This window comes from Streptomyces sp. NPDC001493, assembly GCF_053597235.1.
Genome location: NZ_JBSFHV010000011.1, coordinates 17,218 through 40,592 on the forward strand (window position 1 = coordinate 17,218; position 23,375 = coordinate 40,592).

Annotated in this window: 21 protein-coding genes; 12 read left to right on the forward strand and 9 right to left on the reverse strand. The window is 72.7% G+C overall.

All coding sequences use genetic code 11. The features are described from left to right. The first annotated feature begins 7 nt into the window (after positions 1–7). Positions 8–589, forward strand: a complete 582-nt coding sequence (locus ACWCWD_RS17210) for a hypothetical protein (RefSeq protein WP_450773642.1) — start codon at positions 8–10, stop codon at positions 587–589. Positions 590–644: 55 nt separating this feature from the next. On the opposite strand, the gene ACWCWD_RS17215 is transcribed toward ACWCWD_RS17210, so the two are convergent. Then, entirely contained in the window at positions 645–1,160 is a 516-nt protein-coding gene (locus ACWCWD_RS17215; RefSeq protein ID WP_450773643.1) for a MarR family winged helix-turn-helix transcriptional regulator, read from the reverse strand. 251 nt (positions 1,161–1,411) lie between these two features. Here ACWCWD_RS17215 and ACWCWD_RS17220 point away from each other — a divergent pair, with 251 nt between their 5' ends. The 5 genes from ACWCWD_RS17220 to ACWCWD_RS17240 all read left to right on the forward strand — a co-directional run bounded on the left by ACWCWD_RS17220 (position 1,412) and on the right by ACWCWD_RS17240 (position 5,666). Further along, complete coding sequence (locus ACWCWD_RS17220) at positions 1,412–1,840, forward strand: hypothetical protein (RefSeq protein WP_450773644.1); 429 nt, start codon at positions 1,412–1,414, stop codon at positions 1,838–1,840. 26 nt (positions 1,841–1,866) lie between these two features. Further along, positions 1,867–2,337, forward strand: a complete 471-nt coding sequence (locus tag ACWCWD_RS17225; protein ID WP_450773645.1) for a thiol-disulfide oxidoreductase DCC family protein — start codon at positions 1,867–1,869, stop codon at positions 2,335–2,337. Between the two features lie 262 nt (positions 2,338–2,599). Next, positions 2,600–3,259 carry a TetR family transcriptional regulator gene (locus ACWCWD_RS17230; RefSeq protein WP_450773826.1) on the forward strand — a complete coding sequence of 220 codons (660 nt, stop codon included), beginning with the start codon at positions 2,600–2,602 and terminating at the stop codon, positions 3,257–3,259. Positions 3,260–3,436: 177 nt separating this feature from the next. After that, complete coding sequence (locus tag ACWCWD_RS17235; protein ID WP_450773646.1) at positions 3,437–3,916, forward strand: MarR family winged helix-turn-helix transcriptional regulator; 480 nt, start codon at positions 3,437–3,439, stop codon at positions 3,914–3,916. 160 nt (positions 3,917–4,076) lie between these two features. Beyond that, positions 4,077–5,666, forward strand: coding sequence for a DHA2 family efflux MFS transporter permease subunit (locus tag ACWCWD_RS17240; RefSeq protein WP_450773647.1), 1,590 nt, complete (start codon positions 4,077–4,079; stop codon positions 5,664–5,666). Between the two features lie 114 nt (positions 5,667–5,780). Here the strand turns inward: ACWCWD_RS17240 and ACWCWD_RS17245 are convergent, their stop codons facing one another. Next, on the reverse strand, positions 5,781–7,334 hold the full coding sequence (locus tag ACWCWD_RS17245) for an ABC transporter substrate-binding protein (protein ID WP_450773648.1): 1,554 nt from the start codon (positions 7,332–7,334) through the stop codon (positions 5,781–5,783). 339 nt (positions 7,335–7,673) lie between these two features. Next, a complete protein-coding gene (locus ACWCWD_RS17250; RefSeq protein ID WP_450773827.1) occupies positions 7,674–8,936 on the reverse strand; it encodes a metallophosphoesterase in 1,263 nt (420 codons plus the stop codon). A 91-nt stretch (positions 8,937–9,027) separates the two neighbouring features. Here ACWCWD_RS17250 and ACWCWD_RS17255 point away from each other — a divergent pair, with 91 nt between their 5' ends. Beyond that, positions 9,028–9,780 (forward strand): DNA alkylation repair protein, encoded by a 753-nt coding sequence (locus ACWCWD_RS17255; protein WP_450773649.1) that lies wholly within the window; start codon positions 9,028–9,030, stop codon positions 9,778–9,780. Between the two features lie 24 nt (positions 9,781–9,804). On the opposite strand, the gene ACWCWD_RS17260 is transcribed toward ACWCWD_RS17255, so the two are convergent. Next, a complete protein-coding gene (locus ACWCWD_RS17260) occupies positions 9,805–10,050 on the reverse strand; it encodes an SCO4848 family membrane protein (protein WP_450773650.1) in 246 nt (81 codons plus the stop codon). Positions 10,051–10,351: 301 nt separating this feature from the next. Between ACWCWD_RS17260 and ACWCWD_RS17265 the strand changes: the two genes are divergently transcribed. Then, entirely contained in the window at positions 10,352–11,740 is a 1,389-nt protein-coding gene (locus tag ACWCWD_RS17265) for a D-alanyl-D-alanine carboxypeptidase (protein WP_450773651.1), read from the forward strand. On the opposite strand, the gene ACWCWD_RS17270 is transcribed toward ACWCWD_RS17265, so the two are convergent. Next, the gene (locus ACWCWD_RS17270) at positions 11,688–12,644 is read right to left on the reverse strand and encodes a YihY/virulence factor BrkB family protein (RefSeq protein ID WP_450773652.1); all 957 of its coding nucleotides are present in this window, start codon (positions 12,642–12,644) and stop codon (positions 11,688–11,690) included. The genes ACWCWD_RS17265 and ACWCWD_RS17270 overlap by 53 nt on opposite strands. Before the next feature lie 170 nt (positions 12,645–12,814). On the opposite strand from ACWCWD_RS17270, the gene ACWCWD_RS17275 reads away from it, so the two are divergent. Continuing rightward, positions 12,815–14,170: an FAD-binding protein gene (locus tag ACWCWD_RS17275; RefSeq protein WP_450773653.1), complete on the forward strand. Its 1,356-nt coding sequence runs from the start codon at positions 12,815–12,817 to the stop codon at positions 14,168–14,170. Between the two features lie 48 nt (positions 14,171–14,218). Beyond that, entirely contained in the window at positions 14,219–14,980 is a 762-nt protein-coding gene (locus ACWCWD_RS17280; RefSeq protein WP_450773654.1) for a decaprenylphospho-beta-D-erythro-pentofuranosid-2-ulose 2-reductase, read from the forward strand. A 21-nt stretch (positions 14,981–15,001) separates the two neighbouring features. On the opposite strand, the gene ACWCWD_RS17285 is transcribed toward ACWCWD_RS17280, so the two are convergent. The 3 genes from ACWCWD_RS17285 to trpS form a co-directional block, all read right to left on the reverse strand. Then, entirely contained in the window at positions 15,002–15,526 is a 525-nt protein-coding gene (locus ACWCWD_RS17285; RefSeq protein ID WP_450773655.1) for a hypothetical protein, read from the reverse strand. Between the two features lie 169 nt (positions 15,527–15,695). Further along, positions 15,696–16,292 carry a 2'-5' RNA ligase family protein gene (locus ACWCWD_RS17290; protein WP_450773656.1) on the reverse strand — a complete coding sequence of 199 codons (597 nt, stop codon included), beginning with the start codon at positions 16,290–16,292 and terminating at the stop codon, positions 15,696–15,698. Positions 16,293–16,426: 134 nt separating this feature from the next. Continuing rightward, positions 16,427–17,440 carry a tryptophan--tRNA ligase gene (gene trpS / locus ACWCWD_RS17295; RefSeq protein WP_450773657.1) on the reverse strand — a complete coding sequence of 338 codons (1,014 nt, stop codon included), beginning with the start codon at positions 17,438–17,440 and terminating at the stop codon, positions 16,427–16,429. A 347-nt stretch (positions 17,441–17,787) separates the two neighbouring features. Between trpS and rocD the strand changes: the two genes are divergently transcribed. Further along, entirely contained in the window at positions 17,788–18,996 is a 1,209-nt protein-coding gene (gene rocD, locus ACWCWD_RS17300) for an ornithine--oxo-acid transaminase (protein WP_450773658.1), read from the forward strand. 46 nt (positions 18,997–19,042) lie between these two features. On the opposite strand, the gene ACWCWD_RS17305 is transcribed toward rocD, so the two are convergent. Continuing rightward, positions 19,043–21,616 carry a glycoside hydrolase family 9 protein gene (locus tag ACWCWD_RS17305; protein ID WP_450773828.1) on the reverse strand — a complete coding sequence of 858 codons (2,574 nt, stop codon included), beginning with the start codon at positions 21,614–21,616 and terminating at the stop codon, positions 19,043–19,045. 416 nt (positions 21,617–22,032) lie between these two features. Between ACWCWD_RS17305 and ACWCWD_RS17310 the strand changes: the two genes are divergently transcribed. Further along, positions 22,033–23,373: a HEAT repeat domain-containing protein gene (locus ACWCWD_RS17310; protein WP_450773659.1), complete on the forward strand. Its 1,341-nt coding sequence runs from the start codon at positions 22,033–22,035 to the stop codon at positions 23,371–23,373. The last annotated feature ends 2 nt before the right edge of the window (positions 23,374–23,375 follow it).

The following is a 23,375-nucleotide window of genomic DNA, read 5'->3' on the forward strand; positions in this document are numbered from 1 at the left end:
GAACGTGGTGAGCGAGCCGAATCCGTACGCGGACGACGCCTACAAGTGGGGTACGCCCCAGCAGCCCGCCAATCCGCCCACGGTGGCGGACGGTCAGGGGTACGGCTACCCGGCGGGCGGCCCGCCGGCGTACGGCACGCCCGCGTACGGCTACCCGCAGACGGGTCCGGCGTACGGCTACCCGGGGCCGGGACAGCAGCCGACACAGGGCGGCAACTTCCCGGTGCCGCACCAGGGTTACCAGGGTGCGCCGATGCTCAGCATCGGCGACATAGCCGTCACGAACGACTCCGTCATCACCCCGTCCGGGACGATGCCCCTCAAGGGCGCGATATGGACGGCGACGGACATGTCGCGCACCGAGGAGAAGATCCCGCCGGTGGCGATCGTGCTGGCGATCGTGTTCGCGCTGCTCTGCCTGGTCGGCCTGCTCTTCCTCCTGATGAAGGAGAAGAAGACCACCGGGTTCGTCCAGGTGACCGTGGTGAGCGGCGGCCGTCACCACTCGACGATGATCCCGGCGATGAACCCGAACACGTTCCCCATGGTCATGGCGCAGGTCAACACCGCGCGTTCGATGAGCGTCTGACCAACACCCCGCCCGGGAAGCCCCGTTCCCGGGATGCCCCGCCCCGGCCCTCCGCTCAGGGGCGGGGCGTACGCGGCGCCGGGCCGCCCTCGGCGGCCAGCAGGACGCGCCGCAGCAGGGAGTTGAGCAGGACGCGTTCGTCCGCGTCCAGGGCGTCGATCAGCCGGGTCTCCTCGTGGCCGAGGTAGTCCATGGTGCCGCGCCAGGTGGCCCGGCCGGCCGGGGTGAGTTCCACGACGACCCGGCGCCGGTCGGTGGTGGAGGGGGTACGGCGCACATAGCCGCGGCCCTCCAGCACGTCGAGCCGCCCGGTGACCGAGGCGGGCGCCAGGTCGAGCGCGGCGGCCAGCTCGGACGGGGCGGCGGCACCCCCGCGCCCGGCCAGCTCGTGGAGGGTCTCGAACTCCGGGCGGTCCAGGTCGGCGTCGGTGAGCGACTGCTCCCGCACCCGGCGCAGATGCGCCGTGATCTTCTGCATCCGGGTCACCGCACCCTCGACATCGGGATCGAGTCCGGGAAGCACCGGCTTCCACCGCTCTATGTGACTGTCGACCCGGTCGCGTGGCTGCATGGCGGAATGGTACGCCCGTGGAAACCGTGCCCCGGAGCCCCCCGGCCCTTGTGAAAGCCCACGTTTCGGCGGCGAATCATTCGGTTCCGACCCATGTCGCGCTCCGCACCATGCCTCGGGCCCGGACCACGTCTCGACCGGGACCTTCGCACTTCCCGCCCCCCTGCCCGCCACCCCCTCCTTGAACATGTTCAAAAAGAGGTCTACAGTCCATGACAAGAGCTTTTGAACACGTTCAAGGGGGCTGGGGCATGGACCTCACCGTGGTCGCGTACGTCATCTATCTGGTCGTCAGCGTGGCGCTCACCGTCTGGGTGGCGCGCACGCTGAGCCGCAACGGCCGCATCTTCATCGCGGACGTCCTGCGGGGGAACGAGAAGCTCGCCGATGCCGTGAACCACCTGCTGGTGGTCGGCTTCTACCTGGTGAACCTGGGCTTCGTGACGCTCTATCTGCGCAACGCCGACGACATCGCGGACGCCCGCGAGCTCTTCGACGCGCTCTCGCCGAAGATCGGCGTCGTCCTGCTGGTGCTCGGCGCCATGCACCTCGGCAACGTCTTCGTCCTCAACAAGATGCGCCGCAGGGGCCTGATGGAGCGCGAGCAGACCCCGCCGGTACCGCCGCAGGGCTGGACCGGGCCGCAGGGCCCGTGGGCGGCACCCGCCACCGGGAAGTGAGTGCGATGCCCGGCGAGGAAGCGGAAATGACCTCGGGGACGCCGGGCGAGGGGGTGCCCGCCACGGGGGCGGGCACCTCGGCGCCCATACGGATCCCGGTCCACCGGTTCACCGTGCTGTACGACGCGCAGTGCTCGCTCTGCGTCCATGTGCGCCACTGGCTGCGGGGGCAGCGCCAGCTCGTGCCGCTGGAGCTGGTGCCCGCCGCGTCCGAGGAGGCCCGTCGGCGCTTTCCGGGGCTGGACCACGCGGCGACGCTGGAGGAGATCACGGTCGTCGGCGACCAGGGGCAGGTGTACCTGGGCGCGGCAGCGTGGGTCGTCTGCCTCTGGGCGCTCGCCGACCACCGGCCGAAGGCGCACTGGCTCAGCAGCCCGGCGGGCCGGCCGTTCGCCCGGGGGGCGGTGCTGGCCGCCGCGAAGTACCGGTCGATGACGGCCGAAGCCTGTTCTCCGGGCGGAGCCTGCGCGGTCCCGGTGCCGGAAACGGGCGGATAGCCTTGGGGCCGTGGCGAAGGACGAGAAGGACGAGGCAGACGCGAAGGACGGGCGGGGCGCGGCGGGCGGCCGGACCCCGGACGGCCGGGTGACCGGCGGACGCACGGTACGGAAGACGGCGGCGCCCCGGGAGACCGGGGCGGCCGCCGTCGGCTCCCCCGCCGACTCCGCCGACTCCGCCGCGCCGCCGGCCGCCGAGGCCGGGGACACCGGCGAGAAGGCGGGCCGGCCTTCCGCGAAGAGCGAGCAGACCCGCACGGTCATCCTGGAGACGGCTCTGCGCCTCTTCCAGGAGCGGGGGTACGACAAGACCACCATGCGGGCCATCGCCCAGGAGGCGGGCGTCTCGGTCGGCAACGCGTACTACTACTTCGCGGGCAAGGAGCACCTCGTCCAGGGGTTCTACGACCGCATCGGCGCGGAGCACCGGGCCGCCGCCCGGATCGTCCTGGACCGCGAGACCGATCTGGAGGCCCGCCTCGCGGGCGTGCTGACGGCCTGGCTGGACGTGGCGACGCCGTACCACGAGTTCGCGGCGCAGTTCTTCAAGAACGCGGCGGACCCGGACAGCCCGCTCAGCCCCTTCTCGGCGGAGTCGGAACCGGCCCGCGTCGCGGCCATCGCCCTCCACCGCGAGGTGCTGACGGGCTCGAAGGCGAAGGTCCCCGAGGAGCTGGCGGACGCCCTGCCGGAGCTGATGTGGCTCTCCCAGATGGGCCTGGTCCTCTACTGGGTGTTCGACCGTACGCCGGACCGCGAGCGCACCCGCAGGCTCGCCCTCCGGGGCGCCCGGCTCACCACCCGGGGTGTGGCGCTGGCGCGTTTCCGGGTGCTGCGTCCGCTGGTGCGCGAGGTGCACGAGCTGTTCACAGACTTCCTGCCCGGGATGGCCTCGACGGCGGTGGCGCTCAAGAAGGACTGACGGCCGCACGTCCGGTGGGCCCGTGGGGCGCGCGGCCGGGAGGAGCGGAGGCGCGCGGCCGGGAAGGGCGAAGGCGCGCGGCCGGGAAGGGCGAAGGCGTGAGGCCGGGAAGGGCGAAGGCGCGCGGGCCATCACCTCCTTTGACATACCTATGACACCAGACCTAAAGTGCGGGTCATGCTCGCCCCCGGTACGTCCACGCAGGACGACGACTCCGCAGCGTCCGCGCTCGCGTCGGTCCTGCCCGCGCTGAACCGGGCTCTCGACCGGCGGATCGCCCAGGACTTCCCGGGCCCCAAGCCGCCGGAGGGGCAGCTCGCGCTGCTGCGCTTCGTGTCGCAGTACGAGGGTTCCACCGTGCGCGAGGCGGCCGACGCGCTGCTGATGCGGCCGAACAACGTGAGCGCCCTGGTCTCCCGGCTCACCGTGGCCGGGCTGCTGGAGCGCCGCCCCGACCCCGCGGACAAGCGGGTCGCGCACCTGTACCCGACCCCCCGGGCCCGGCGTGAGCTCGCCGAGGTCCGGCGCCTCCAGGGGGTCCACCTCGCCCGTGCGCTGGAGTCCCTCACCGACGGCGAGCAGGACGCGCTGGGGTCCGCGCTCGGCGCGCTGAACTCGCTGACGGACGCGCTGCACCCGGCGCCCGCGGCCGGCTAGGCGTCTCCGCACCCTCCCGCCCGCGCGCCCCTCGTGGCGCCGCGGGCCTCTCCGGCGTTCCCGGCCGTACCACCTCCGTACCCCCGGACACCCCGGGGGCGGACGGCGTGCGCCGGACTCCCCGAAACCACTTCCTCCCTGCGAAGGACACGGCACACCCATGCCCTCCACCACCGTGGATTCCTCACCCCTGCCCGCTTCCGCCCCGCCGCCGACGGCGCCCGTGGCCACGGGCCGCCGCGCGAATCCGTGGCTGACCCTCATAGCGGTCGCCTTCGGCCTGTTCATGGTCCAGCTCGACGCGTCGGTCGTGGCCATCGCCAACCCCGAGATCGGCCGCGCCCTCAACGCGTCCACGGCGGGCCTCCAGTGGGTGACCAACGCGTATCTGCTGGCCCTCGCCGCCTCGCTGATCCTGGGCGGCAAGCTCGGCGACCGGTTCGGCCGGCGCACCTACTACCTGGTGGGGGTCGTCGGGTTCACGCTCGCCTCGGTCGCCATCGGTCTGTCCGGTTCGATCGAGGGGGTCATCGTGTTCCGGGCGCTCCAGGGCTTCTTCGGCGGTCTGCTGATGCCGAACACCCTGGGTCTGCTCCGCGCGGTCTTCCCGCCGCGCAGGTTCGGCATGGCGGTCGGCCTGTGGGCGATGGTCTCGGCCGTCTCCACGGCGCTCGGCCCGATCGTCGGCGGTCTGCTGGTCGAGCACGTGAGCTGGGAGTCGGTGTTCTGGATCAACGCGCCCATCGGCCTGCTCGCGGTGCTGGTCAGCGCGTTCGTACTGCCGCAGAGCAAGGACTCCACCGGACACCACCGCTTCGACGTCGCCGGGGTGGTGCTTCTCGCGGCCGGGCTGATCTGCGTGGTGTTCGGGGTGGTCAAGGCCGAGACCTGGGGCTGGACTTCGGCCGCGACGCATCTCACGGTCCTCGCGGGCGTACTGGTCCTGGTGGGCTTCGGGTTCCACGAGACGCGGCAGGAGCATCCGCTGCTGCCGATGCGGCTGTTCCGCATCCGGTCCCTGACGGTCGGCACGGTCGTCACCGCGCTGAACTTCTTCGTGCTGCTCGGCGTGATCTTCTTCGTGATGCTCTACCTCCAGAACGTACGGGGCTTCTCGCCGGTGGAGGCCGGGGTGCGCACCCTGCCGCTCAGCCTCGCCTCGCTGGTGGCCTCCCCGCTGGGCGCCGCGCTGACGGGCCGTTTCGGCGCGCGGCTGACCATGCCGCTGGGCATGGTGCTGCAGGCCGCCGCGACCTTCACCATGCTGTCCTGGGACACCGGTTCGTCGTACGCGACGATGTGGCCGCCGTTCGTCGCGCTCGGCCTCGGGGTCGGCATGGTCCTCGCCGCCTCCTCGGACGCGATCGTGGGGCAGGCGCCGGTCAGGGACGGCGGTGTGGCGGGCGGCCTCCAGGCCACCGCGCTGCAGATCGGCGGGGCGCTGGGCACCTCGGTGCTGGTCTCGCTGATCAGCGGCCGGGTCGGCGCCACCCTCGTCGGCGAGCTGACCGGTGCGGGGGTGCCCGCCCGGGTCGCCGAGGGCCTGGCCGGGGCCGGGGACGCGGTGTCCATGGGCGTCGCCCCGGTGTCCGGCGCGATGTCCGCCCCGCTGCGCGCGGCCGTGGTGGAGGGCAGTGGGCAGGCGTTCATGAACGGCGTGCACACCGCCGTGACCGTCACCGGCGCGCTCTGCCTCTTCGGCGCGGCCGTCGCGGCGGTGGGCCTGCGCCGCGGGCCCGCCGCGCACTGACGGGGCCCGCGCCGGGCGCGTACGTACGACGAAGGCCCGCCCGCGGAAGGAAATCCGCGGGCGGGCCGTCGTGCGAGTGGCGTGCGGTGGGCGTGCGAGGTGCCGCCCGCCGGATCAGATGCGCTTCAGCTCCCAGAGGCGCCAGACGCCGGTGCTGTCGGAGAGGTACTGCGAACCGGAGATCCCGGTCTTGGCGACGACGTAGTCCTTCTTCTGCCACAGCGGGACCAGCGGCACGTCCTCGCCGACGATGTCCTGGATCTTCTGGAAGTCGTTCGAGGTGCGGCTGCGGTCCTCGTACCCCTGGGTGTCGGAGACGAGGGCGTCCAGCTTGGGGTTGGAGTAGCCGTTGTGGAGGCTGCTGTCGGTGCCGACGAGCGGCCCGCCGAAGGTGTCGGGGTCCGGGTAGTCGGGGAGCCAGCCGACGGTGTACGCGTCGTACTTGCCGGCCGCGTAACCCTTCTGGAAGTCCTCCCACTTGACCGCCTTGGCGTTGACCTCGAAGAGTCCGTCCTTCTCCAGCTGGCGCTTGATCTCGGCGGTCTCCGCGGTGCTCGCACCGTCCGCGCGGTAGGCGAAGTCGATGTGCAGCGGGGTCTGGACCCCGGCCTCCTGCAGCAGTTGCTTGGCCTTGTTCACGTCGGGCTGCGGGTAGTCGTCGAAGAACGGCGTGGAGTGGCCGATGGAGCCCTGCGGGATCAGGGAGTAGAGCGGCTCGACCGTGGAGTCGTAGACGTCGCCCACCAGCGGACCGCGGTCGATGGTCCAGGCGATGGCCTGCCGGACGCGCTTGTCCGAAAGCTTCGCGCCCGGACGGACGTTGAAGACCATGTTGCGGATCTCGGCGCTGTCCGTCTCGGTGACCTGGACGTTGGGGTCGGCCGGGTTGATCTTGCTGATCTCGGCCGGCGGCAGCTGGCGGTGGACCACGTCGAGGCCGCCCGCCTTCCAGGCGGCGAGGAGCTTGTCGGAGGTCTCGTAGTACCGGATGTCGATCGCCGCGTTGACGTTCTTGATCGAACCCCGGTAGCTGGGGCTGGGCGTCAGCGAGGTCTTGACGCCGTCCTCGAAGGACTTCAGGACGTACGGCCCGGAGCCGTCCACCTTGTTGTCCGTACGGAGCTTGTCCTTCGGGTACGTCGCCGAGTCGACGATCGCGCCGGCGCCGGTGGCGAGCTTCGCCGGGAAGGTCGCGTCGCGGGCGGACAGGTTGAAGGTGATGTCACGGCCGTCGGTGACCACGTTCCGCAGACTCGGGAAGAGCACCGCCGGACCGACGTCCGAGTTGATCTTCAGCAGCCGGTCGAAGGAGAACTTGACGTCCTTCGCCGTGACCTTGTGGCCGTTGGAGAAGGTCAGGTCGTCCCGCAGCTTGCAGCGGTACGTCGTGAGCTTCTGACCGATGAACTCGCAGCTCTCCGCGGCATCCGGCTCGGGGACGATGGCTCCGGACTTGAACGTCATCAGAGTCTGGTACAGGTTGCTGAAGAGGGACCAGGATCCCGCGTCGTACGCACCTGCCGGGTCGAGCGAGGTGACCTCGTCGACAGTACCCACAGTAATCGGCTTGCCACCCGCCTCATCGGAGGAGAGAAGCTGCCAGGCCCCGACCCCTGCGATGATCAGTACCGCGCATATCGCAAGAATCCGTACCCGGATCGAACGCATTGCCGTGCTCTCCCTTACCAGCCCCGCTGCGGTCAACGCACCCATACGCGCACATCACCGCATGTTCGCGCTCACCTAATCACACGATTTTCGCAACTGGAAGCCCAAACGGGTGACAGACGGGCTTTTGATTGACACTTGAAACTCAAGCCGTCAAGAGGCCCAATTCACCTGCCCATCGAGTGGGACAACCGTCACTCGGGGTGACGAAAACGGGCCGATGAGGGGTGCGGTCACTGAACTGACGTATCGCCATGTCGACTTTCAAGCACCGGGCTCAGACAGCGGGAAACCTGCACCGAAGGTGCATACCGGAGTTACGGCGAGAAAGCGGATGGATCAGGCCTGCCGGGAGGCCAGTTCCACCACGGTGATGTCGGAGGGCGCTCCGACCCGGACCGGCGGGCCCCAGGCACCCGCACCGCGCGAGACGTAGAGCTGGGTGTCGCCGTACCGTTCGAGCCCGGCGACGGTCGGGTTGGCGAGCTCCGCGACGAGGTTGCCGGGCCAGAGCTGGCCGCCGTGGGTGTGGCCGGAGAGCTGGAGGTCCACGCCGTGCGCGACGGCGTCGTCGATGACGATCGGCTGGTGGGCGAGGAGGACTGCGGCCCGTGCCGGGTCCCGGTCGCCGAGCGCGCGGTCGAAGTCGGGCCCCTGCCCCTCGCTCTCCCCCGCGACGTCGTTGACCCCGGCCAGGTCGAAGCCGTCGATCTCCACCCGGGCGTTCTCCAGCGGGTGCAGCCCCAGTTCACGTACCTGGGCGACCCACTCGGCCGCGCCGGAGAAGTACTCGTGGTTGCCGGTGACGAAGAAGCTGCCGTGCCGGGCTTCCAGCTCCGCCAGCGGTTCGGCGGCGGGGCCGAGGTCCGCGACCGAACCGTCCACCAGGTCGCCGACGACCGCGATCAGGTCGGGCCGGGTCGCGTTGACCGCGTCGACCACACGCCGGGTGTGGGCGCGGCCGAGGATCGGGCCGAGGTGGATGTCGCTGACGACCGCGATCCGGAAGCCGTGCGCGGAGCGCGGCAACTTGGCGAGCGGCACGGTGATCCGCTTGGTGCGGGGGCCGCGCAGCACGCCGTAGGTGCCGTACCCGACCGTCCCGAACCCCGCGACGGCCGCCGCACCGCCGACCGCCCGCGCAACGAAGAGCCGCCGCGACGGGGCGGCGGAGGCCGGGGCGGCGGGGGCGTCCGCCGGCGGGGCCACTGCCTCCGGGGCCGTACGGGCGGGGGCGCCGGACGGCACGAGCGCGTCCGCGCTCTCCCGGGCGGCGCGCTCCGGCCGGCGGCGGTCGAGGACCCGGCGGAGCAGCGGCCGGACCGCCTCGCCGACGAGCAGCGCGAGCGTCAGGTAGAGCAGGCAGGCGAGCCAGAGGTACCCGGGCCAGGCGAGCACCCGTTGCAGCCAGAAGGGGGCGTGGGCCTGGCCGGAGACGAGCGCGCCGACGCTGAGCAGCGGCAGTACGAAGGCGGCGGCCGTGCCCAGGCGCCGGAGCGCGGAGCCCGGGGCGGTGGTGTCACCGACGAACCGGCGCCACAGATAGCGGTGCACACCGGCGAGGAGCGCCACCACCACGATCAGAACCGCCGCGAACACCAAGGCCACTGCCACTCCCCCACCCGATGCCGCCGCACGCGTGCCCCGTACGGCTCGTTCAGCGCATGCTAAGTCCCATGAGCGAGAAGGACACATGACGGCCGGCGGCACCCCCGCGACGGGCGGCGCGGCCGAGGAACTCCGGGGCGCGCTGCGCGCGTCGGCGGACCCGGTCCGGGCCGAACGGGAGCGCGCCTACCTGCACAGCGAGCTGCGCCACCTCGGGGTGCGGGTGCCGGACCTGCGCGCCCGGGTCACCGCGACCCGCCGGAGACTGGGCGCCCTGCCCGGTACGGAGGTACGGGCGCTGGCCCGGGACCTGTGGTCCGCGCCGGACGGGTCCGCGGAGACGGCCGGCCCCGTCCCCGTGTACGAGTACCGGCGGGCCGCCGTGGAGGTGCTGGTGCAGTACGCGGGGGCGCTGGACGCCGCCGACCTGGGGGAGGTCGGGGAGCTGCTCGGCGAGTGCGGGACCTGGGCGCTGGTGGATCCGCTGGCCGTGCACTGCGCGGGGGCGGTCGCCCTGCGCGATCCGGCCGCGGGTGCGGTGCTGGACCGGTGGATCGAGGACCCCGACTTCTGGCTCCGCCGCTCGGCGGTGCTGGCGCTGCTCCCCGCGGTCCGCGCCGGGCGCCCGGACACCGCCCGGCTCCTGCGGTACGCGGACGCCCTCGTGGACGAGCGGGAGTTCTTCCTGCGCAAGGCACTGGGCTGGGTGCTGCGCGAGACCTCGCTCCGCGACCCGCGGCTCGTCCTGGAGTGGCTGGACCGGCAGGGTCCGCGGGTCGCCCCGCTCACCCGGCGGGAGGCGCTGCGCCGCATCGGGCCGGGGACGGCGAGCGGCTGAAGGCCGCCCGCCGGACGGGCCGCGTTACGCGCGTTCGGTGCGGAGCGCCTTGAGTCCGCGGAACCCGATGAAGCCCACAGCCGTCCCCAGGATGAACGAGGTGATCGCGAGGAGCAGGTGGACCCAGAAGTAGGCGGTCGGATCGCCCGCGTCGTCGAACGCGAGTCCGCTGCCGTCCTTCCAGAGGTTTTTGGCGAAAGTCACCCAGATCACCCACGACCACGCACCGAACGCGAGCAGGAACCAGGAGACGGGACGGCTGAGCTTCATGGACCCAGTATCGCCGCCCGGCGTCCCCTCCCCCGCCGGGGGTGCCCCTCCCCCGACGGACCGGACGACGGACCGGACGACGGACCGGACAGCGGACCGGACGCCGGGCCGGACGAGGGGCCGGACGCCGGGCCGGATGCCGGACGGGCCGCCGGAACGCGGGGCGTCTCGTTCCTGGCGATTCGTCGGGAACGGCGGCCCCGGCCGGGCCGGTGCCGGGGGTGGGCTGTCCTGGCGGTACGCACGGCGGGTCAGGGGCTGCGGGTCCCCATTCACACCAACGCCCTGTACGTTTCCGACCGTGCCTGCTCTGAAAAAGACCGTGCTGACGGTCATCTGCGCCACCTTGATGTCCACTTTTGCCCTGGGTCCGGTGGCCTTCGCCGCGGACAAGGACAAGGACGACGACAAGCAGCCGAGGCCGACCCTGCCGATGTCGGGCATCGGCGGGCCACAGCTCGCGAAGGAGGGCACCCAGGCGAACCTGGGGCCGGGCGCCCCGGCGCTGCCCCAGGAGCTGACCGGCCGCTCCTGGATCGTGGCGGACGCCGAGAGCGGGGACGTCCTCGCGGCGCACAACGCCCACTGGCGGCTGCCTCCGGCGTCCACGCTGAAGATGCTCTTCGCGGACACCGTGCTCCCGGCGCTCCAGCCCTCGACGCTGACCCACAAGGTGACCGACGCCGAACTGGCCGACCTCGGCGACGGCAGCAGCCTGGTGGGCGTCAAGGAGGACCAGACCTACACGGTCCACGACCTCTGGCTCGGCGTCTTCCTGCGCTCGGGCAACGACGCCGTGCACGTCCTCGCCTCGATGTACGGCGGCCAACAGGACGGCAGCGGTACGACCGGCGGGGAGAGCGGCGCCGAGGAGCCCGGCGGCGAGGAGGCCGCCGTCGCGAAGACCGTGGCCGCGATGCAGCAGCACGCCGACGAGCTCCAGGCCCTCGACACCACCGTGGTCACGCCGGACGGCTACGACGCCCCGAACCAGGTGTCCAGCGCGTACGACCTCACGCTCTTCGCCCGCAGCGGGATGCAGAAGAAGGACTTCCGCGAGTACGCGGCGACCGCCACGGCCGACTTCCCGGGCGAGGAGAAGGACGGCAAGCGCGAGTCCTTCGAGATCCAGAACACCAACCGGCTGCTCACCGGGGACGTCGGCATCGACCCGTACAAGGGCATCGCGGGCGTCAAGAACGGCTACACCAGCCACGCGGGCAACACCTTCACCGGGATCGCCGAACGCGACGGCCGGGTGCTGCTGGTCACCGTCATGAACCCGTCGTCCGACGTGAGCCACGCGGTCTACAAGGAGGCGGCCTCGCTGCTGGACTGGGGCTTCGCGGCGAGCGGCAAGGTGACGCCGGTCGGCGAACTGGTGCCGCCGAAGTCGGCGGACACCGGCAGCGGTACGGACTCCGGATCGGACACCGGCAGCGGTACGGACTCCGGATCGGACACCGGCACCGATTCGGGCACCGGTTCGGGCAAGGGGCCGCAGGCCGCCGCCGGGGCGAAGTCGCAGCGGACCGCGGCGAAGACGGCCGCCGCCGACGCTCCGTCCGGCGGCATCGGCATCGCCCTGGCCGTGGTCGGCGGGTTGCTGGTGGTGCTCGCGGGGGGCGTGTTCCTGGTCAACCGGCGCTGGCCGCTGCCGGACCTGGTCCGGCGTCGCCCCCGTCCGTAGCGGGCTCCTCCTTCTCCTCCTTCTTCTCCGCCTTCTCCTCGTCCGCCTTCTCCTCCTTGCTGCCGGTGGCGGTCCAGGCGGCGCAGACCAGCAGCAGCTTGGCGGTGAAGTTGATCCACAGGAGCAGGGCGATGGGCACGCCGAAGGCGCCGTACATGCTCTTGGACGCGACGCCGCTCATGTAGCTGCCGAGCAGCAGTTTGAGGAGTTCAAAGCCGACCGCGCCGACCAGGCAGGCCACCACCAGCCGGCGGCGCGGCGGTTCCACTCCGGGCAGCAGGGTCAGCAGGTAGAGCAGCAGCAGGAAGTTGGCCACCACCGCGACCGCGATGGCGGCGGCCTGGAGCAGGACGCCGCCCGCTCCGTCCTCGGGGATGCCGATCCGGTCGGCGGTCCAGCCGACGGCGGTAGAACCGACGGTGGAGAGGACGAGGGTCAGCAGCGCGGCGCCGCCGAGGCCCACCAGCAGTCCGGCGTCCTTGAGCTTGCGGACCACCGGGTTGCCGTCGTCCTGGTCGTCGATGCCCCAGACCGCGCGCAGGCAGTCGCGGAGCGAACCGACCCAGCCGACGCCGGTGAAGAGGAGCAGCGCACCGGCGACGACCCCGACCGTCCCGGCGTGCGCGACGAGGTTGTCGATGCCGAGCTGGTCGGAGATGCCGGGTACCTGCTCGGCGGTCTTCTGCTCGATCGTGTCGAGCTGGTCGTCGGTCAGCAGCGCGGCGCCGATGGCGGCGCCGACCGCGATCAGCGGGAAGAGCGCGAGGAAGCTGATGAAGGTGATGGCCGCCGCGAGCCGCGCCCAGTGGACCCGTTCCAGGGTCTCGTAGGAGCGCCAGGCGTGCGTCTCCATCAGGCGGGCGAGCAGCGGGCCGACCACGGGGAGTTTCTTCAGCCAGTCCATGACGTACGCGTACCCTCCGGGACCCCGAAAACCTGTGGACGGGACGCACACTTCCGTGCGGCGGGAGAAGTTCGACGCCCGCGGGTGCTGACACTCGCTCCACCACCCGTTCCGGTGAGTCCTGTAACAAATGCCCCAAAGAGGTTTTCTCGGGCGATACGGTCATCCGCATGTCCGTCGACACGGTGTCCTTGAGCGGCTCCGGCCGCACCGCCCCGACCACCGCCGTACGGTTCTGTCCGCGTACATACGAGGAGGCGGCCGACGTCGTGCGCGGGCGCGGGCCCCGGGGTGCGATCGCCCGGGGACTCGGGCGTTCGCCGGGGGACGCGGCGCAGAACGCCGGCGGATCCGTCCTCGACATGGGTGCGCTGGACCGGATCCGCTCCTTCGACGCGGCCACCGGCACCGTGGTCTGCGACGCCGGTACACGGCTGGACCGGCTGGCCGAAACGCTGCGGCCGTCCGGCTGGTACCTCCCGGTGGTGCCCGGCGACCGCCGGATCACGGTGGGCGGGGCCATCGGCTCCGACGTGCACGGCCACGACCACCGCACGGCCGGGTCCTTCACCCGGCACGTGACGTCGATGGAGCTGCTGACGGCGGACGGCTCGGTCGTCACGGTGCTGCCGGGCACCCCGCTCTTCGACGCCACCGCGGGCGGCCTCGGGCTGACCGGGATCGTCCTCGCCGCCACCCTGCGCTGCCGCCGGATCGCCACCTCGCTGATCGCCGTGGACACCGAACGGGCGGCGGACCTCGACGACCTGCTCGCCCGGATGGCGGGGAACGCCGCCCGCCCGCCGTACGAGAGCGCCTGGATCGACCTGATGGCGCGCGGGCGGGCCACCGGCCGCTCGGTGCTGGTCCGGGGCGCGCACGCACCGCTCGCCGCGCTGCCGGCCCGCGACCGGCGGGCCCCGCTCGGCGCGCCCGCGCTGCTGCCGCCGCTGCCGCCCGTGCCCGCCTTCGCGCCGACCGGTCTCCTCGGCCGCACCGCGATGGGGCTGGTCAACGAGGTGCGCCACCGTGCGGCGCCCCGTGCCCGTACCGGGGTGCTGCGGAGCTTCGACGCCTTCTTCCGCTCCCCCGAGGCGCTGCCCCGGACGCCCGCGCCCGCCGGGCGGGGCGGTTTCGTGCGCTACCAGTTCACGGTCGGCCCGGGCCGGGAGGAGACCCTGCACCGGGTGGTGCGCCGGCTCTCCACCCGGGCCTGCCCGTCCTCGGTCGCGGTGCTGGAACGGTTCGGGGCGAGCGGGCCCGGCTGGCTGTCGTTCCCGGCGCCCGGCTGGTCCCTCGCCGTGGACGTACCGGCCGGGCTGCCGGGCGTCGGCCGCTTCCTGGACGGGCTGGACGACGAGGTCGCCGCCGCCGGGGGGCGGGTCGGCCTGGCCCGGGACTCCCGGCTGCGGCCGGAGCTGCTCGCCGCGATGTACCCGCGGGTGGCGGAGTTCCGCGCGCTGCGGGCCGAGACCGACCCGACCGGCGCGTTCCGCTCCGACCTCGCGCGCCGGCTCGGGCTCTGAGACACCCGCCCGTCCCTGCCCCCTTCCCGACCAGCCAGGAGTGTTCCCGTGAAGGACGCCTTCGGTGCCCCGCAGTCCCTGCTCGTCCTCGGCGGCACCTCGGAGATCGGGCTGGCCACCGCCCGTCGGCTGATCGCCCTGCGCACCCGTACGGTCCGGCTGGCCGGGCGGCCGTCGGCCGCGCTGGAGGCGGCGGCGGACGAGCTGCGGGCGCTGGGCGCCCAGGTCTCCACGGTGGAGTTCGACGCACTGGACCCGGAGTCGCACGCCCCGGGGCTCGGCAAGGTGTTCGCGGAGGGCGACGTGGACATGGTGCTGCTGGCCTTCGGCATCGCGGGCGACCAGGCGCGCGACGAGGAGGACCCGGCCGCCGCCGCGCTGGTCGCGCGGACCAACTACGCGGGAGCGGTCTCGGCCGGCCTGGTGTGCGCGGGGGCGCTCCAGGCGCAGGGCCACGGGTCGCTGGTGGTGCTCTCCTCGGTCGCCGCCGAACGCGCCCGACGCGAGGACTTCATCTACGGCTCCAGCAAGGCGGGCCTGGACGTCTTCGCGCAGGGGCTCGGTGACGCGCTGCACGGCAGCGGGGTCCAGGTGCTGGTGGTGCGGCCCGGGTTCGTGCGGACCGCCCGTACGGCCGGGCAGCAGGAGCCGCCGCTGGCCACCACCCCGGAGGAGGTCGCCGACGCGATCGTCACGGGGGTGCGGCGGGGCTCGGAGACGGTCTGGGTACCGGGCGGGCTGCGAGTGGTGATGGCGGCGCTGCGCCATGTGCCGCGCCCGCTCTTCCGCCGGCTCCCCGCCGGGCTCTGAGGGCCGGGCCCGAGGAGCCGGTCAGTAGCCCTGTCTGCGGGACCAGGAGAGCATTCGGGCCGCGCCGATGAGGAAGGTCGCCGACCAGGTCACCACGAAGGCGACCACCACCCAGAGGTTCCCGGTGATCATGCCGGCGCCCAGCAGCACGAACGAGACGACGGCCAGCAGGGCGAACGTCCGGCGGGACCTGACCAGCCGGCCGAAACGGCCGGGGCTGTACGGGGTGCCCGGGATCCCGCTGCGTCCCTCGGGCGCCTCCGCGTCGGCCGGTGCGCCCAGCGGTTCGCGGTGGGCGTCCCCGGCGGGGCCACCCGCGGGGCCTCTCCTGCGGGGGCTCCCGCGGCCGGGAGCGGTGCCGGGACTGCCGGGACTGCCGGGGCCTTCCCGCGGCGGCTTCTTCAGGAGGTCGCGCTCGCCTCCCCCCTCGCGCTCGCCTTCGACGTCGCGCCCGAACTGGACGGCGGGATCGTCGGGGAAGTCCCGCGCGAGCGAGGCTTCCAGTTGCGCCAGTATCTGGCGTTCACGGCTGGAGAGCGGGACCACGCGGACCACCTCCGCGACAGTGACGGACGACGGAACGACGACCGGGCCGTCGCTCCTCCCTGTGGAAAAATTTTCCCACTCGAACGGCCCACTGTCCCTCCGGCGCCAGAGGCCCCAGGTCAGGACGGGTCAGGACCGCTCAGGACGGCTCGGGGGCGGGCCGTGGAGGTCAGGACAGGCCGTGGAGCGAGGGCTCGTCGGCGGAGAACCCGCTCTGGACGGGCACGGCGGGCGTGCCGCCGCCCGCGCCGAACGGGAACTCGTTGATCTTGCGCCAGACGCTGTCGGCGCCCTGTTCGTACAGCGCGAAGGAGGCACAGGTCCAGGACGCCTCGTACTCCGCGAGCTCCTCGTAGGCCCGGTCCATCGCCGCCTCGTCGATGGAGTGCGCGACGGTGACGTGCGGGTGGTACGGGAACTGGAGCTCCCGGGTCAGCGGTCCGGAGGCGTCCCGGACCCGCTTCTGGAGCCAGGCGCAGGAGGAGGCGCCTTCGACGACCCGGACGTAGACGACGGGCGAGAGCGGGCGGAAGGTCCCGGTCCCGCTCAGCCGCATCGGGAAGGGCCGGCAGTCGGCGGCGATCCGGGCGAGGTGCGCCTCGGCGGCCGGCACCTCGTCCGCCTTCGCCTCGGTCGGCGGCAACAGGGTGACGTGCGTGGGGATGCCGTGCGCGGCCGGGTCCCCGAAGCCGGCACGTCGCTGCTGGAGCAGGGTGCCGAAGGGCTCCGGGACCGCGATCGAAACGCCGAGCGTTACGGTCCCCACGTCGTTCTCCTCTGTCGTCGATCGATGGTGCTCGATGACCGCGCGCGCCCGGGGCGCCGCGGCACCGGCGGTCGCACGGGGCCGTCGCCGCAAGTGTGCCGCGCGTCCCCGTGCTCCCGCCAGGGTCCTTCGACTCAGTGCTTGGCGGGCAGGAAGCCCATCCGGTCGTACGCCTGCGCCAGCGTCTCCGCGGCGACCGTCCGCGCCTTCTCCGCGCCCTTGGCCAGCAAGGAGTCCAGCGTCTCCGGGTCGTCCAGGTACTCCTGGGTGCGGGTACGGAACGGCGTGACGAACTCCACCATGACTTCGGCGAGATCCGTCTTCAGCGCGCCGTACATCTGGCCCTCGTACTTCTGCTCCAGCGCCTCGACGGTGGTGCCGGTGAGGGTGGAGTAGATGGTCAGGAGGTTGCTGACGCCCGGCTTGTTCTCGGCGTCGTACCGGATCACCGTGTCGGTGTCGGTGACCGCGCTCTTCACCTTCTTGGCCGTGGTCTTCGGGTCGTCCAGGAGGTTGATGAGGCCCTTCGGCGTGGACGCCGACTTGCTCATCTTGATCGACGGGTCCTGGAGGTCGAAGATCTTCGCCGTCTCCTTGAGGATGTACGGCGCCGGGATGGTGAAGGTGTCGCCGAAGCGGCCGTTGAAGCGCTCGGCAAGGTCGCGGGTGAGCTCGATGTGCTGGCGCTGGTCCTCACCGACCGGGACCTGGTTGGCCTGGTAGAGCAGGATGTCCGCGACCTGGAGCACCGGGTAGGTGAAGAGGCCGACGGTCGCCCGGTCGGCGCCCTGCTTGGCCGCCTTGTCCTTGAACTGGGTCATCCGGGAGGCCTCGCCGAACCCGGTCAGGCAGTTCATCAGCCAGCCGAGCTGCGCGTGCTCGGGGACGTGGCTCTGCACGAAGAGCGTGCACCGCTCGGGGTCGAGACCGGCGGCCAGCAGCTGGGCCGCGGCGAGACGGGTGTTGGCCCGCAGCTCCTTCGGGTCCTGCGGCACGGTGATCGCGTGCAGGTCCACCACCATGTAGAAGGCGTCGTGGGACTCCTGCAGCGCCACCCACTGGCGCACCGCGCCCAGGTAGTTGCCGAGGTGGAACGAGCCTGCGGTGGGCTGGATTCCGGAGAGCACGCGAGGTCGGTCAGAGGCCATGTGCCCATTGTCTCAGGTACGCAACCGATCCCGGGCAGCCGGTACTCGGGAATCCCGTACGGCCCCCGGGGCGGCCCTGTTCAGCGGTGTGCGTGCCCGGCGGGACGGGCGGTGAGAGGAGAAACACGTTGCCGGGGGCGGGCCCGGCGTGCGTGGCGCGGCGGGCACGCCGGTGCGGCGCGGGTTTCCCGGGCGGTGGTGCGACGGAACGATACAAAGTGGGCGAGACCCCGCCCGCAGCCCCCGACCCGGGCGCGACCCGCCCGGTCCGCACCGCATCCCGCCCGCACCGCATCCGCCCGCACCCCGCCCGCATCCGCCCGCGCCGCACGACGAACGGAGACCCCGTGTCGACCACGGAGAACACCCTCGCCTCCACCGAGGCCCACAGCGCGCACAACTACCACCCGCTGCCCGTCGTCGTCGCGACGGCGGACGGGGCCTGGATGACCGACGTGGAGGGGCGCCGCTATCTCGACCTGCTGGCCGGGTACTCGGCGCTCAATTTCGGCCACCGCAACCGACGGCTGATCGACGCGGCGAAGGCGCAGCTGGACCGGGTGACGCTCACCTCGCGGGCGTTCCACCACGACCGCTTCGCCGCGTTCTGTACGGAGCTCGCCGAGCTGTGCGGCATGGAGATGGTGCTGCCGATGAACACCGGCGCCGAGGCGGTGGAGACCGCGGTGAAGACCGTGCGGAAGTGGGGGTACACCGTCAAGGGCGTCCCGGACGGCATGGCCAAGATCATCGTGGCGGCGGACAACTTCCACGGCCGCACCACCACGATCGTCAGCTTCTCCACGGACCCGGAGGCGCGCGCCGACTACGGGCCGTACACCCCGGGCTTCGAGATCGTGCCGTACGGCGACCTCACCGCGATGCGCGACGCGATGACGGAGAACACCGTGGCGGTGCTGCTGGAGCCGATCCAGGGCGAGGCCGGGGTGCTGGTGCCGCCGCCCGGCTATCTCGCCGGGGTCCGTGAGCTGACCCGGGAGCGGAACGTGCTCTTCGTCGCGGACGAGATCCAGTCGGGGCTCGGCCGCACCGGGCGGACCTTCGCGTGCGAGCACGAGGGCGTGGTGCCGGACATGTACGTCCTGGGCAAGGCGCTCGGCGGCGGAGTGGTGCCGGTGTCGGCGGTGGTGTCCTCGGCGGCGGTGCTGGGGGTGTTCCGGCCCGGCGAGCACGGTTCGACGTTCGGCGGCAACCCGCTGGCCTGTGCGGTGGCGCTGGAGGTGCTCGCGATGCTGCGGACCGGCGAGTACCAGGCGCGGGCGGCGGAGCTGGGCGCCCATCTCCACCGCGAGCTGGACCGGCTGGTGGGCGGCGGCGCGGTGGACGCGGTGCGCGGCCGGGGGCTGTGGGCGGGGGTGGACGTCGCCCCGGCGCTGGGTTCCGGGCGGGAGATCTCGGAGCGGCTGATGGAGCGGGGCGTGCTGGTGAAGGACACCCACGGCTCCACGATCCGGATCGCGCCGCCGCTGGTGATCGAGCGGGAGGACCTGGACTGGGGGCTGGACCAGCTCCGTGCGGTGCTGAGCGGGAAGTAGGCGGGCGGGGGTGTCCGGCGGTTCGCCGGACACCCCCGCTCGTGGACTACGTGGTGGAGCAGGCGTGTCCGCCGAGTTTGAACACGGCCGGATCGGCGCCGGTGTTCGCGGTGGTGGTGTTGAACCCGAAGTCGGCGGTCGCGCCCGGGGCGAGGGCGCGGTTCCAGTCCAGCGGTTTCGCCGTGACCGTACGGCCGCTCTGGGCGAGGTCCGCGCTCCAGGTCTGGCCGATCCGCTGTCCGCCCGGGAAGAGCCAGCTCAGCTGCCAGGCGGGGAGCGGGGCGGTGCCGGTGTTGCGGACCCGGACGGTGACGGTGGAGCCGCCGGTCCAGGCGTGCGAGGCGTAGGTGACCTGGCAGACGCGGTCGGCGCGGGCGGCCGCCGTACGGCCGTCGCCCGCGTCGTCCAGGTAGGAGGCGATGTAGGCGAGCGGCGCGTTCCAGTTGATGGTGACCTCGTTGGTGGCCCAGGAGCCGTTGTCGTCGAGGTAGCACATGGCCGGGGCGCAGCCGCCGAGCTTCTCGGCGGCCACCGGGTCACCGGCGGCGACGGCGGTCAGGTTGGGGCCGCCGGCGATGGTGCCGGGGGGCGGGTGGGGCAGGTCGGGGTTGCTCTGGTGGGCCCAGAAGCGGTGGTGCTGGTTCTCGGAGTACCGCTCGCCGTACCCGGTGACGTACGACCGGTTGAGGGGGTTGCGGCCGAAGAGGTAGTCCGCGCCGCGCAACACGGCGTCCTGGTAGGCGGGTTCGCCGGTGAGGTCGTGGGCGACGGCGAGCACGACCATGTTGTTGAGGACCTGGCTGTTGGAGCCCCAGGCGTAGTCCTCGCCGGGCGGGGAGTAGGGCAGTCCGTAGAGCTCGGCCGCCGACTGTGCGGCGTAGCGGTCGGCTCCGGCGGTCACGACCGAGCGGACACTGGCGAGTTGGGTGGCGGTGAGGTCGTTGGGGACGGTGGCGAGGGTGAGCACGCCGAGCCCCGCGGTGGAGCCCCAGGAGATGCCTCCGCCGGCGGAGAAGATCTTGTCGGCGTCGCCGTGCAGCGGGGAGGCGAGCAGGGCGGTGCGGTAGGCCGACTCTCCGGTGGTGGTGAAGAGTTCGGCGGCCGCCCAGTAGAACTCGTCGGTCACGTCGTTGTCGCTGTACGTCCCGCCGCCGGTGCCGTCCGCCGGGTCGGCGTAGACGGCGGGGTGGGCCACGGCGGCCTTCCAGGCGGTGGTGGCGGCCTGCAGGCAGCGGTCGGCGAACTCCTGGTCGTACGGGGCGAAGAGGCGGGCGCACTGGGCGCCGGTCGCGGCGAGGTTGAGGGTCGCGGCGGTCGACGGGGCGTGCAGCTCACGCGGTTGGGGGTCCTGGTCCGGGCGGGTGGGGATGCCGGTCCAGGCAGCGTCGTGCACCTTGTGGTGGACCATGCCCGCGAGCGGCTCACCGGCCGGCACCTGCATGCGGAGCAGGAAGTCGAGCTCCCAGCGGGCCTCGTCGAGGATGTCGGGCACGTCGTTGCCGCGTTCCGGGACGCGCAGGGTGCCGTCGGCGAGTTGGGCGCCCTCGGCGTCGGCGGCGGTCAGGGTCCGCTCGTACGTGTCCATCAACTGGGCCACCGCGATACCGCCGTTGACCACGTACTTGCCGTGGTCGCCCGCGTCGTACCAGCCGCCCGAGACGTCGAGGCGGTAGTCGCAGACGCCGGGGACGCAGGGCACGTCGGTGTCGCCCTGGTTGGGGGCCGTACCGGCGTGTCCGGCGGGGCGCGCGTACTCCTCGCCGACGAGGTCCGCCTCGATCGGGATGCCGCTGCGGTTGTGGTAGAAGTACGCCAGCGCGTCGGAGCGCAGGCCGTCGTAGAGGTCCGCGCGGACCGAGAAGGGCTCGCTGACCTGCCCGTCGACGTCCACGGTGTAGCCGTCGCCGACGGTGGTGAGGGCGCTGAAGTCGAAGGTGTGGACGCGCTGCCGGGAGGTCGGGTCCTCGCCGCCGGGGACGGTCGTGCCGGTGGCGGCGGTGGTTCCGTCGGCGGCCTTCACCGTCCAGGTCAGCGGCGCGTCGGCGTCCGTCACCACGGTGCCGGCCTTGGTGCCGTACGGGAGGTAGCCGACCTGGTTGACCCGGACCGGGGAGCCGGTGTCGGGGACGTACACGGGCGGTTCGGCGCCGCCGCGCAGGGACACGTCGTCGAAGCAGAAGGTGGTGGCCCGCTCGCCGCCGCCGATCTGGAGGGCGACCTGGGCGCTCGGCCGGTCGGCCGTGGCGGTGAACGCGTGGGTGACCGTGACCGGTTCGGCGCCGACGGGGTCGGCGGTGGCGAGCTCGGTGGTCCAGGGGTCGACGGCCTCCTGGACGCGGGTCTGCACGGTCAGCGGCGCGGTGGAGGTCGCGGTGTAGCTCAGCAGGTACGTCTCCCCCGCCACGAGCGGTACGTCGTTCTGCCCGACGATCACGTCCCAGGCATTGGCCGTACCGGCCGGGACGTCGGCGCACAGGCGTCCGTCGACGACCGTCCCGGAGGTGTTCGCCGTCCACCACCAGGGCGCGGTACCGGCGGAGAAGTCGCCGTTGGTGATCTGCTCGGCGCCCTCGGCGGGCGCGGGCTCGTCGGCGGCGGCCGCGCCGGGGGCGGCGAGCATCGCGGCGAGCAGGGCGGCGGCCGTCGCACCGGACAGCCGCGCGAGGGACCGGGCGCCGGGGCGGTGCGGCGGGCGGGGGCGCGAGGTACGGAGGCGTGGGGGTGGGGCGTTCACCGGGACACCTTTCGTCGTGCGTCGGCGGGGTGCGAGTGCGGGGAGCGCCAGCGAGTGGGAGCGCTCCCATGAACGCGACCCATTCTGGAGCCCTGCCTGCACTTCCGCCAGGGTCATGACAGGACCAAGTCTCGGGTGGCGCGCATCCGCCCCTCTCGGGACACGAGGTCGCTCCGGCAGGACAGCCCGTGCACGTCGCGTTGTCACACCCTTGCGCGATCATGGCGGGCGGTGTGGACAGGCCGTGTCGGGCCCTTGCCTTCGGGCGGGAGGCGACGGCTGGACGGAGGAGCTTCGTGGACATGATGGAAACCCCTCGGGGAACGGAAGCGCTCGGGGCCGCGGTCGACGACCTGGTGCGCCCGGACCGGCGCCGGTCCGCTTCGGAAGAGCTGGCCCGGGGAGGGGCCGTGGCAGCGGAGGCCCTCGTGCGCGCGCTGACGGACCCGTCGTCGCCCGTGACCTGGCGGGAGGCGGCGCCGGTGCTCCGGCGTATCGGGCACCCGGCGTTCGACCGTCTGGCACGAGAGCTCCTCGACGCGCCCACGGAGGAGGTCCGCGAAGAGATCGGCCACGCGTTCATCCGGTTGGGCGCCGGGGTCGCCGACCGCTACGCCGCCGCGCTGTCCCACCCCTCACCCCTCGTCCGCCGCCAGTCGGTACGCGGGATCGGGCTCTGCGCGGGCGACGGCCGCACGGCCCTGCCCGCACTGCTTCCCCTGCTCGGCGACGCCGATCGCGAGGTCTCCCGGCAGGCGCGGGACACCCTGATGACAGGCGGCAAGGAGGCGGCGGAGATTCTCGTACCGCTCCTCCGGCGGATCCGGCGGGACGGCCCGGGACGGCAGCGCGCCGGAGCCTTGTCCGTGCTCGCCCAACTGGGCGGCGAGAGCGCGCTGTCCGAACGCGACGTGGCGGCGATCGAGCGCCTCGTCCGTGTGAAGGCCCCGGACGAGCGGCCCACGGCGTCCTGGAACTGCGGGAACCACTGGATCGCGGTGCCGAGCGGCGACCAGGCCGGGATCATCGGTGCGCTGGGTCTCGTCGGTCCGAGGCCGGTGACCTTCGCGCTCGGCAACGACATCGTGGACGCCGACGGCCACGAGGCCGGCCCGGGCTCCCCCTCCGGTTACGCCCGGGTCTTCGTCACCCCCGAACTCGACGGCTGGACCTTCGTGCTGGGCGCGTGGTGCGACCCCTGCGACGCGGAGCGCGCCGAGGACGTCCTGAGGCTCTGCACCCTGCTCAGCGCACGCTTCGGAAGTGCCCAGGCGTACTACTACGGTGCCCAGGGCGACGGCTCGGCGTGGCTCGCCGCCGAACGGGGCACGGTGATCCGGCGCTACTGCGAGACCGGCGACGGCGAGAACCATCTGCTGACCCTCGGTGATCCCCTGCCCTTCGAGCGGGCCCGCCGGGCGGAACTCGGCCTCCGCACGGAGTGGGACCCGGCGCTGGAGTCCGACGACGACGCGGACGAGTGGAAGTGGGCCGCCTTCGAGCTCGCGCCCGAGATCGCCGAGTCGTTCGGAGCCAGCCCCCTCGCCATCGGCCCGGAGACCGTCATGCGCGGCGTGGGCGTGCTCGCCCTGACTCCGTACGCGGTCGCCCACGGCGTACCCACCGGCGCCCACCCCGTCTGAGG

Excerpts from the sequence above, each read along its gene's own strand:
- ACWCWD_RS17235 (WP_450773646.1), top strand. The coding sequence starts at position 3,437 with ATGCTCGCCCCCGGTACGTCCACGCAGGACGACGACTCCGCAGCGTCC.
- ACWCWD_RS17260 (WP_450773650.1), bottom strand. The coding sequence starts at position 10,050 with ATGAAGCTCAGCCGTCCCGTCTCCTGGTTCCTGCTCGCGTTCGGTGCG.
- ACWCWD_RS17310 (WP_450773659.1), top strand. The coding sequence starts at position 22,033 with ATGATGGAAACCCCTCGGGGAACGGAAGCGCTCGGGGCCGCGGTCGAC.
- ACWCWD_RS17255 (WP_450773649.1), top strand. The coding sequence starts at position 9,028 with ATGACGGCCGGCGGCACCCCCGCGACGGGCGGCGCGGCCGAGGAACTC.
- trpS (WP_450773657.1), bottom strand. The coding sequence starts at position 17,440 with ATGGCCTCTGACCGACCTCGCGTGCTCTCCGGAATCCAGCCCACCGCA.
- ACWCWD_RS17270 (WP_450773652.1), bottom strand. The coding sequence starts at position 12,644 with ATGGACTGGCTGAAGAAACTCCCCGTGGTCGGCCCGCTGCTCGCCCGC.
- ACWCWD_RS17225 (WP_450773645.1), top strand. The coding sequence starts at position 1,867 with ATGACCTCGGGGACGCCGGGCGAGGGGGTGCCCGCCACGGGGGCGGGC.
- ACWCWD_RS17275 (WP_450773653.1), top strand. The coding sequence starts at position 12,815 with ATGTCCGTCGACACGGTGTCCTTGAGCGGCTCCGGCCGCACCGCCCCG.
- ACWCWD_RS17245 (WP_450773648.1), bottom strand. The coding sequence starts at position 7,334 with ATGCGTTCGATCCGGGTACGGATTCTTGCGATATGCGCGGTACTGATC.
- ACWCWD_RS17215 (WP_450773643.1), bottom strand. The coding sequence starts at position 1,160 with ATGCAGCCACGCGACCGGGTCGACAGTCACATAGAGCGGTGGAAGCCG.
- ACWCWD_RS17305 (WP_450773828.1), bottom strand. The coding sequence starts at position 21,616 with ATGCTCGCCGCCCCCGGCGCGGCCGCCGCCGACGAGCCCGCGCCCGCC.
- ACWCWD_RS17220 (WP_450773644.1), top strand. The coding sequence starts at position 1,412 with ATGGACCTCACCGTGGTCGCGTACGTCATCTATCTGGTCGTCAGCGTG.
- ACWCWD_RS17240 (WP_450773647.1), top strand. The coding sequence starts at position 4,077 with ATGCCCTCCACCACCGTGGATTCCTCACCCCTGCCCGCTTCCGCCCCG.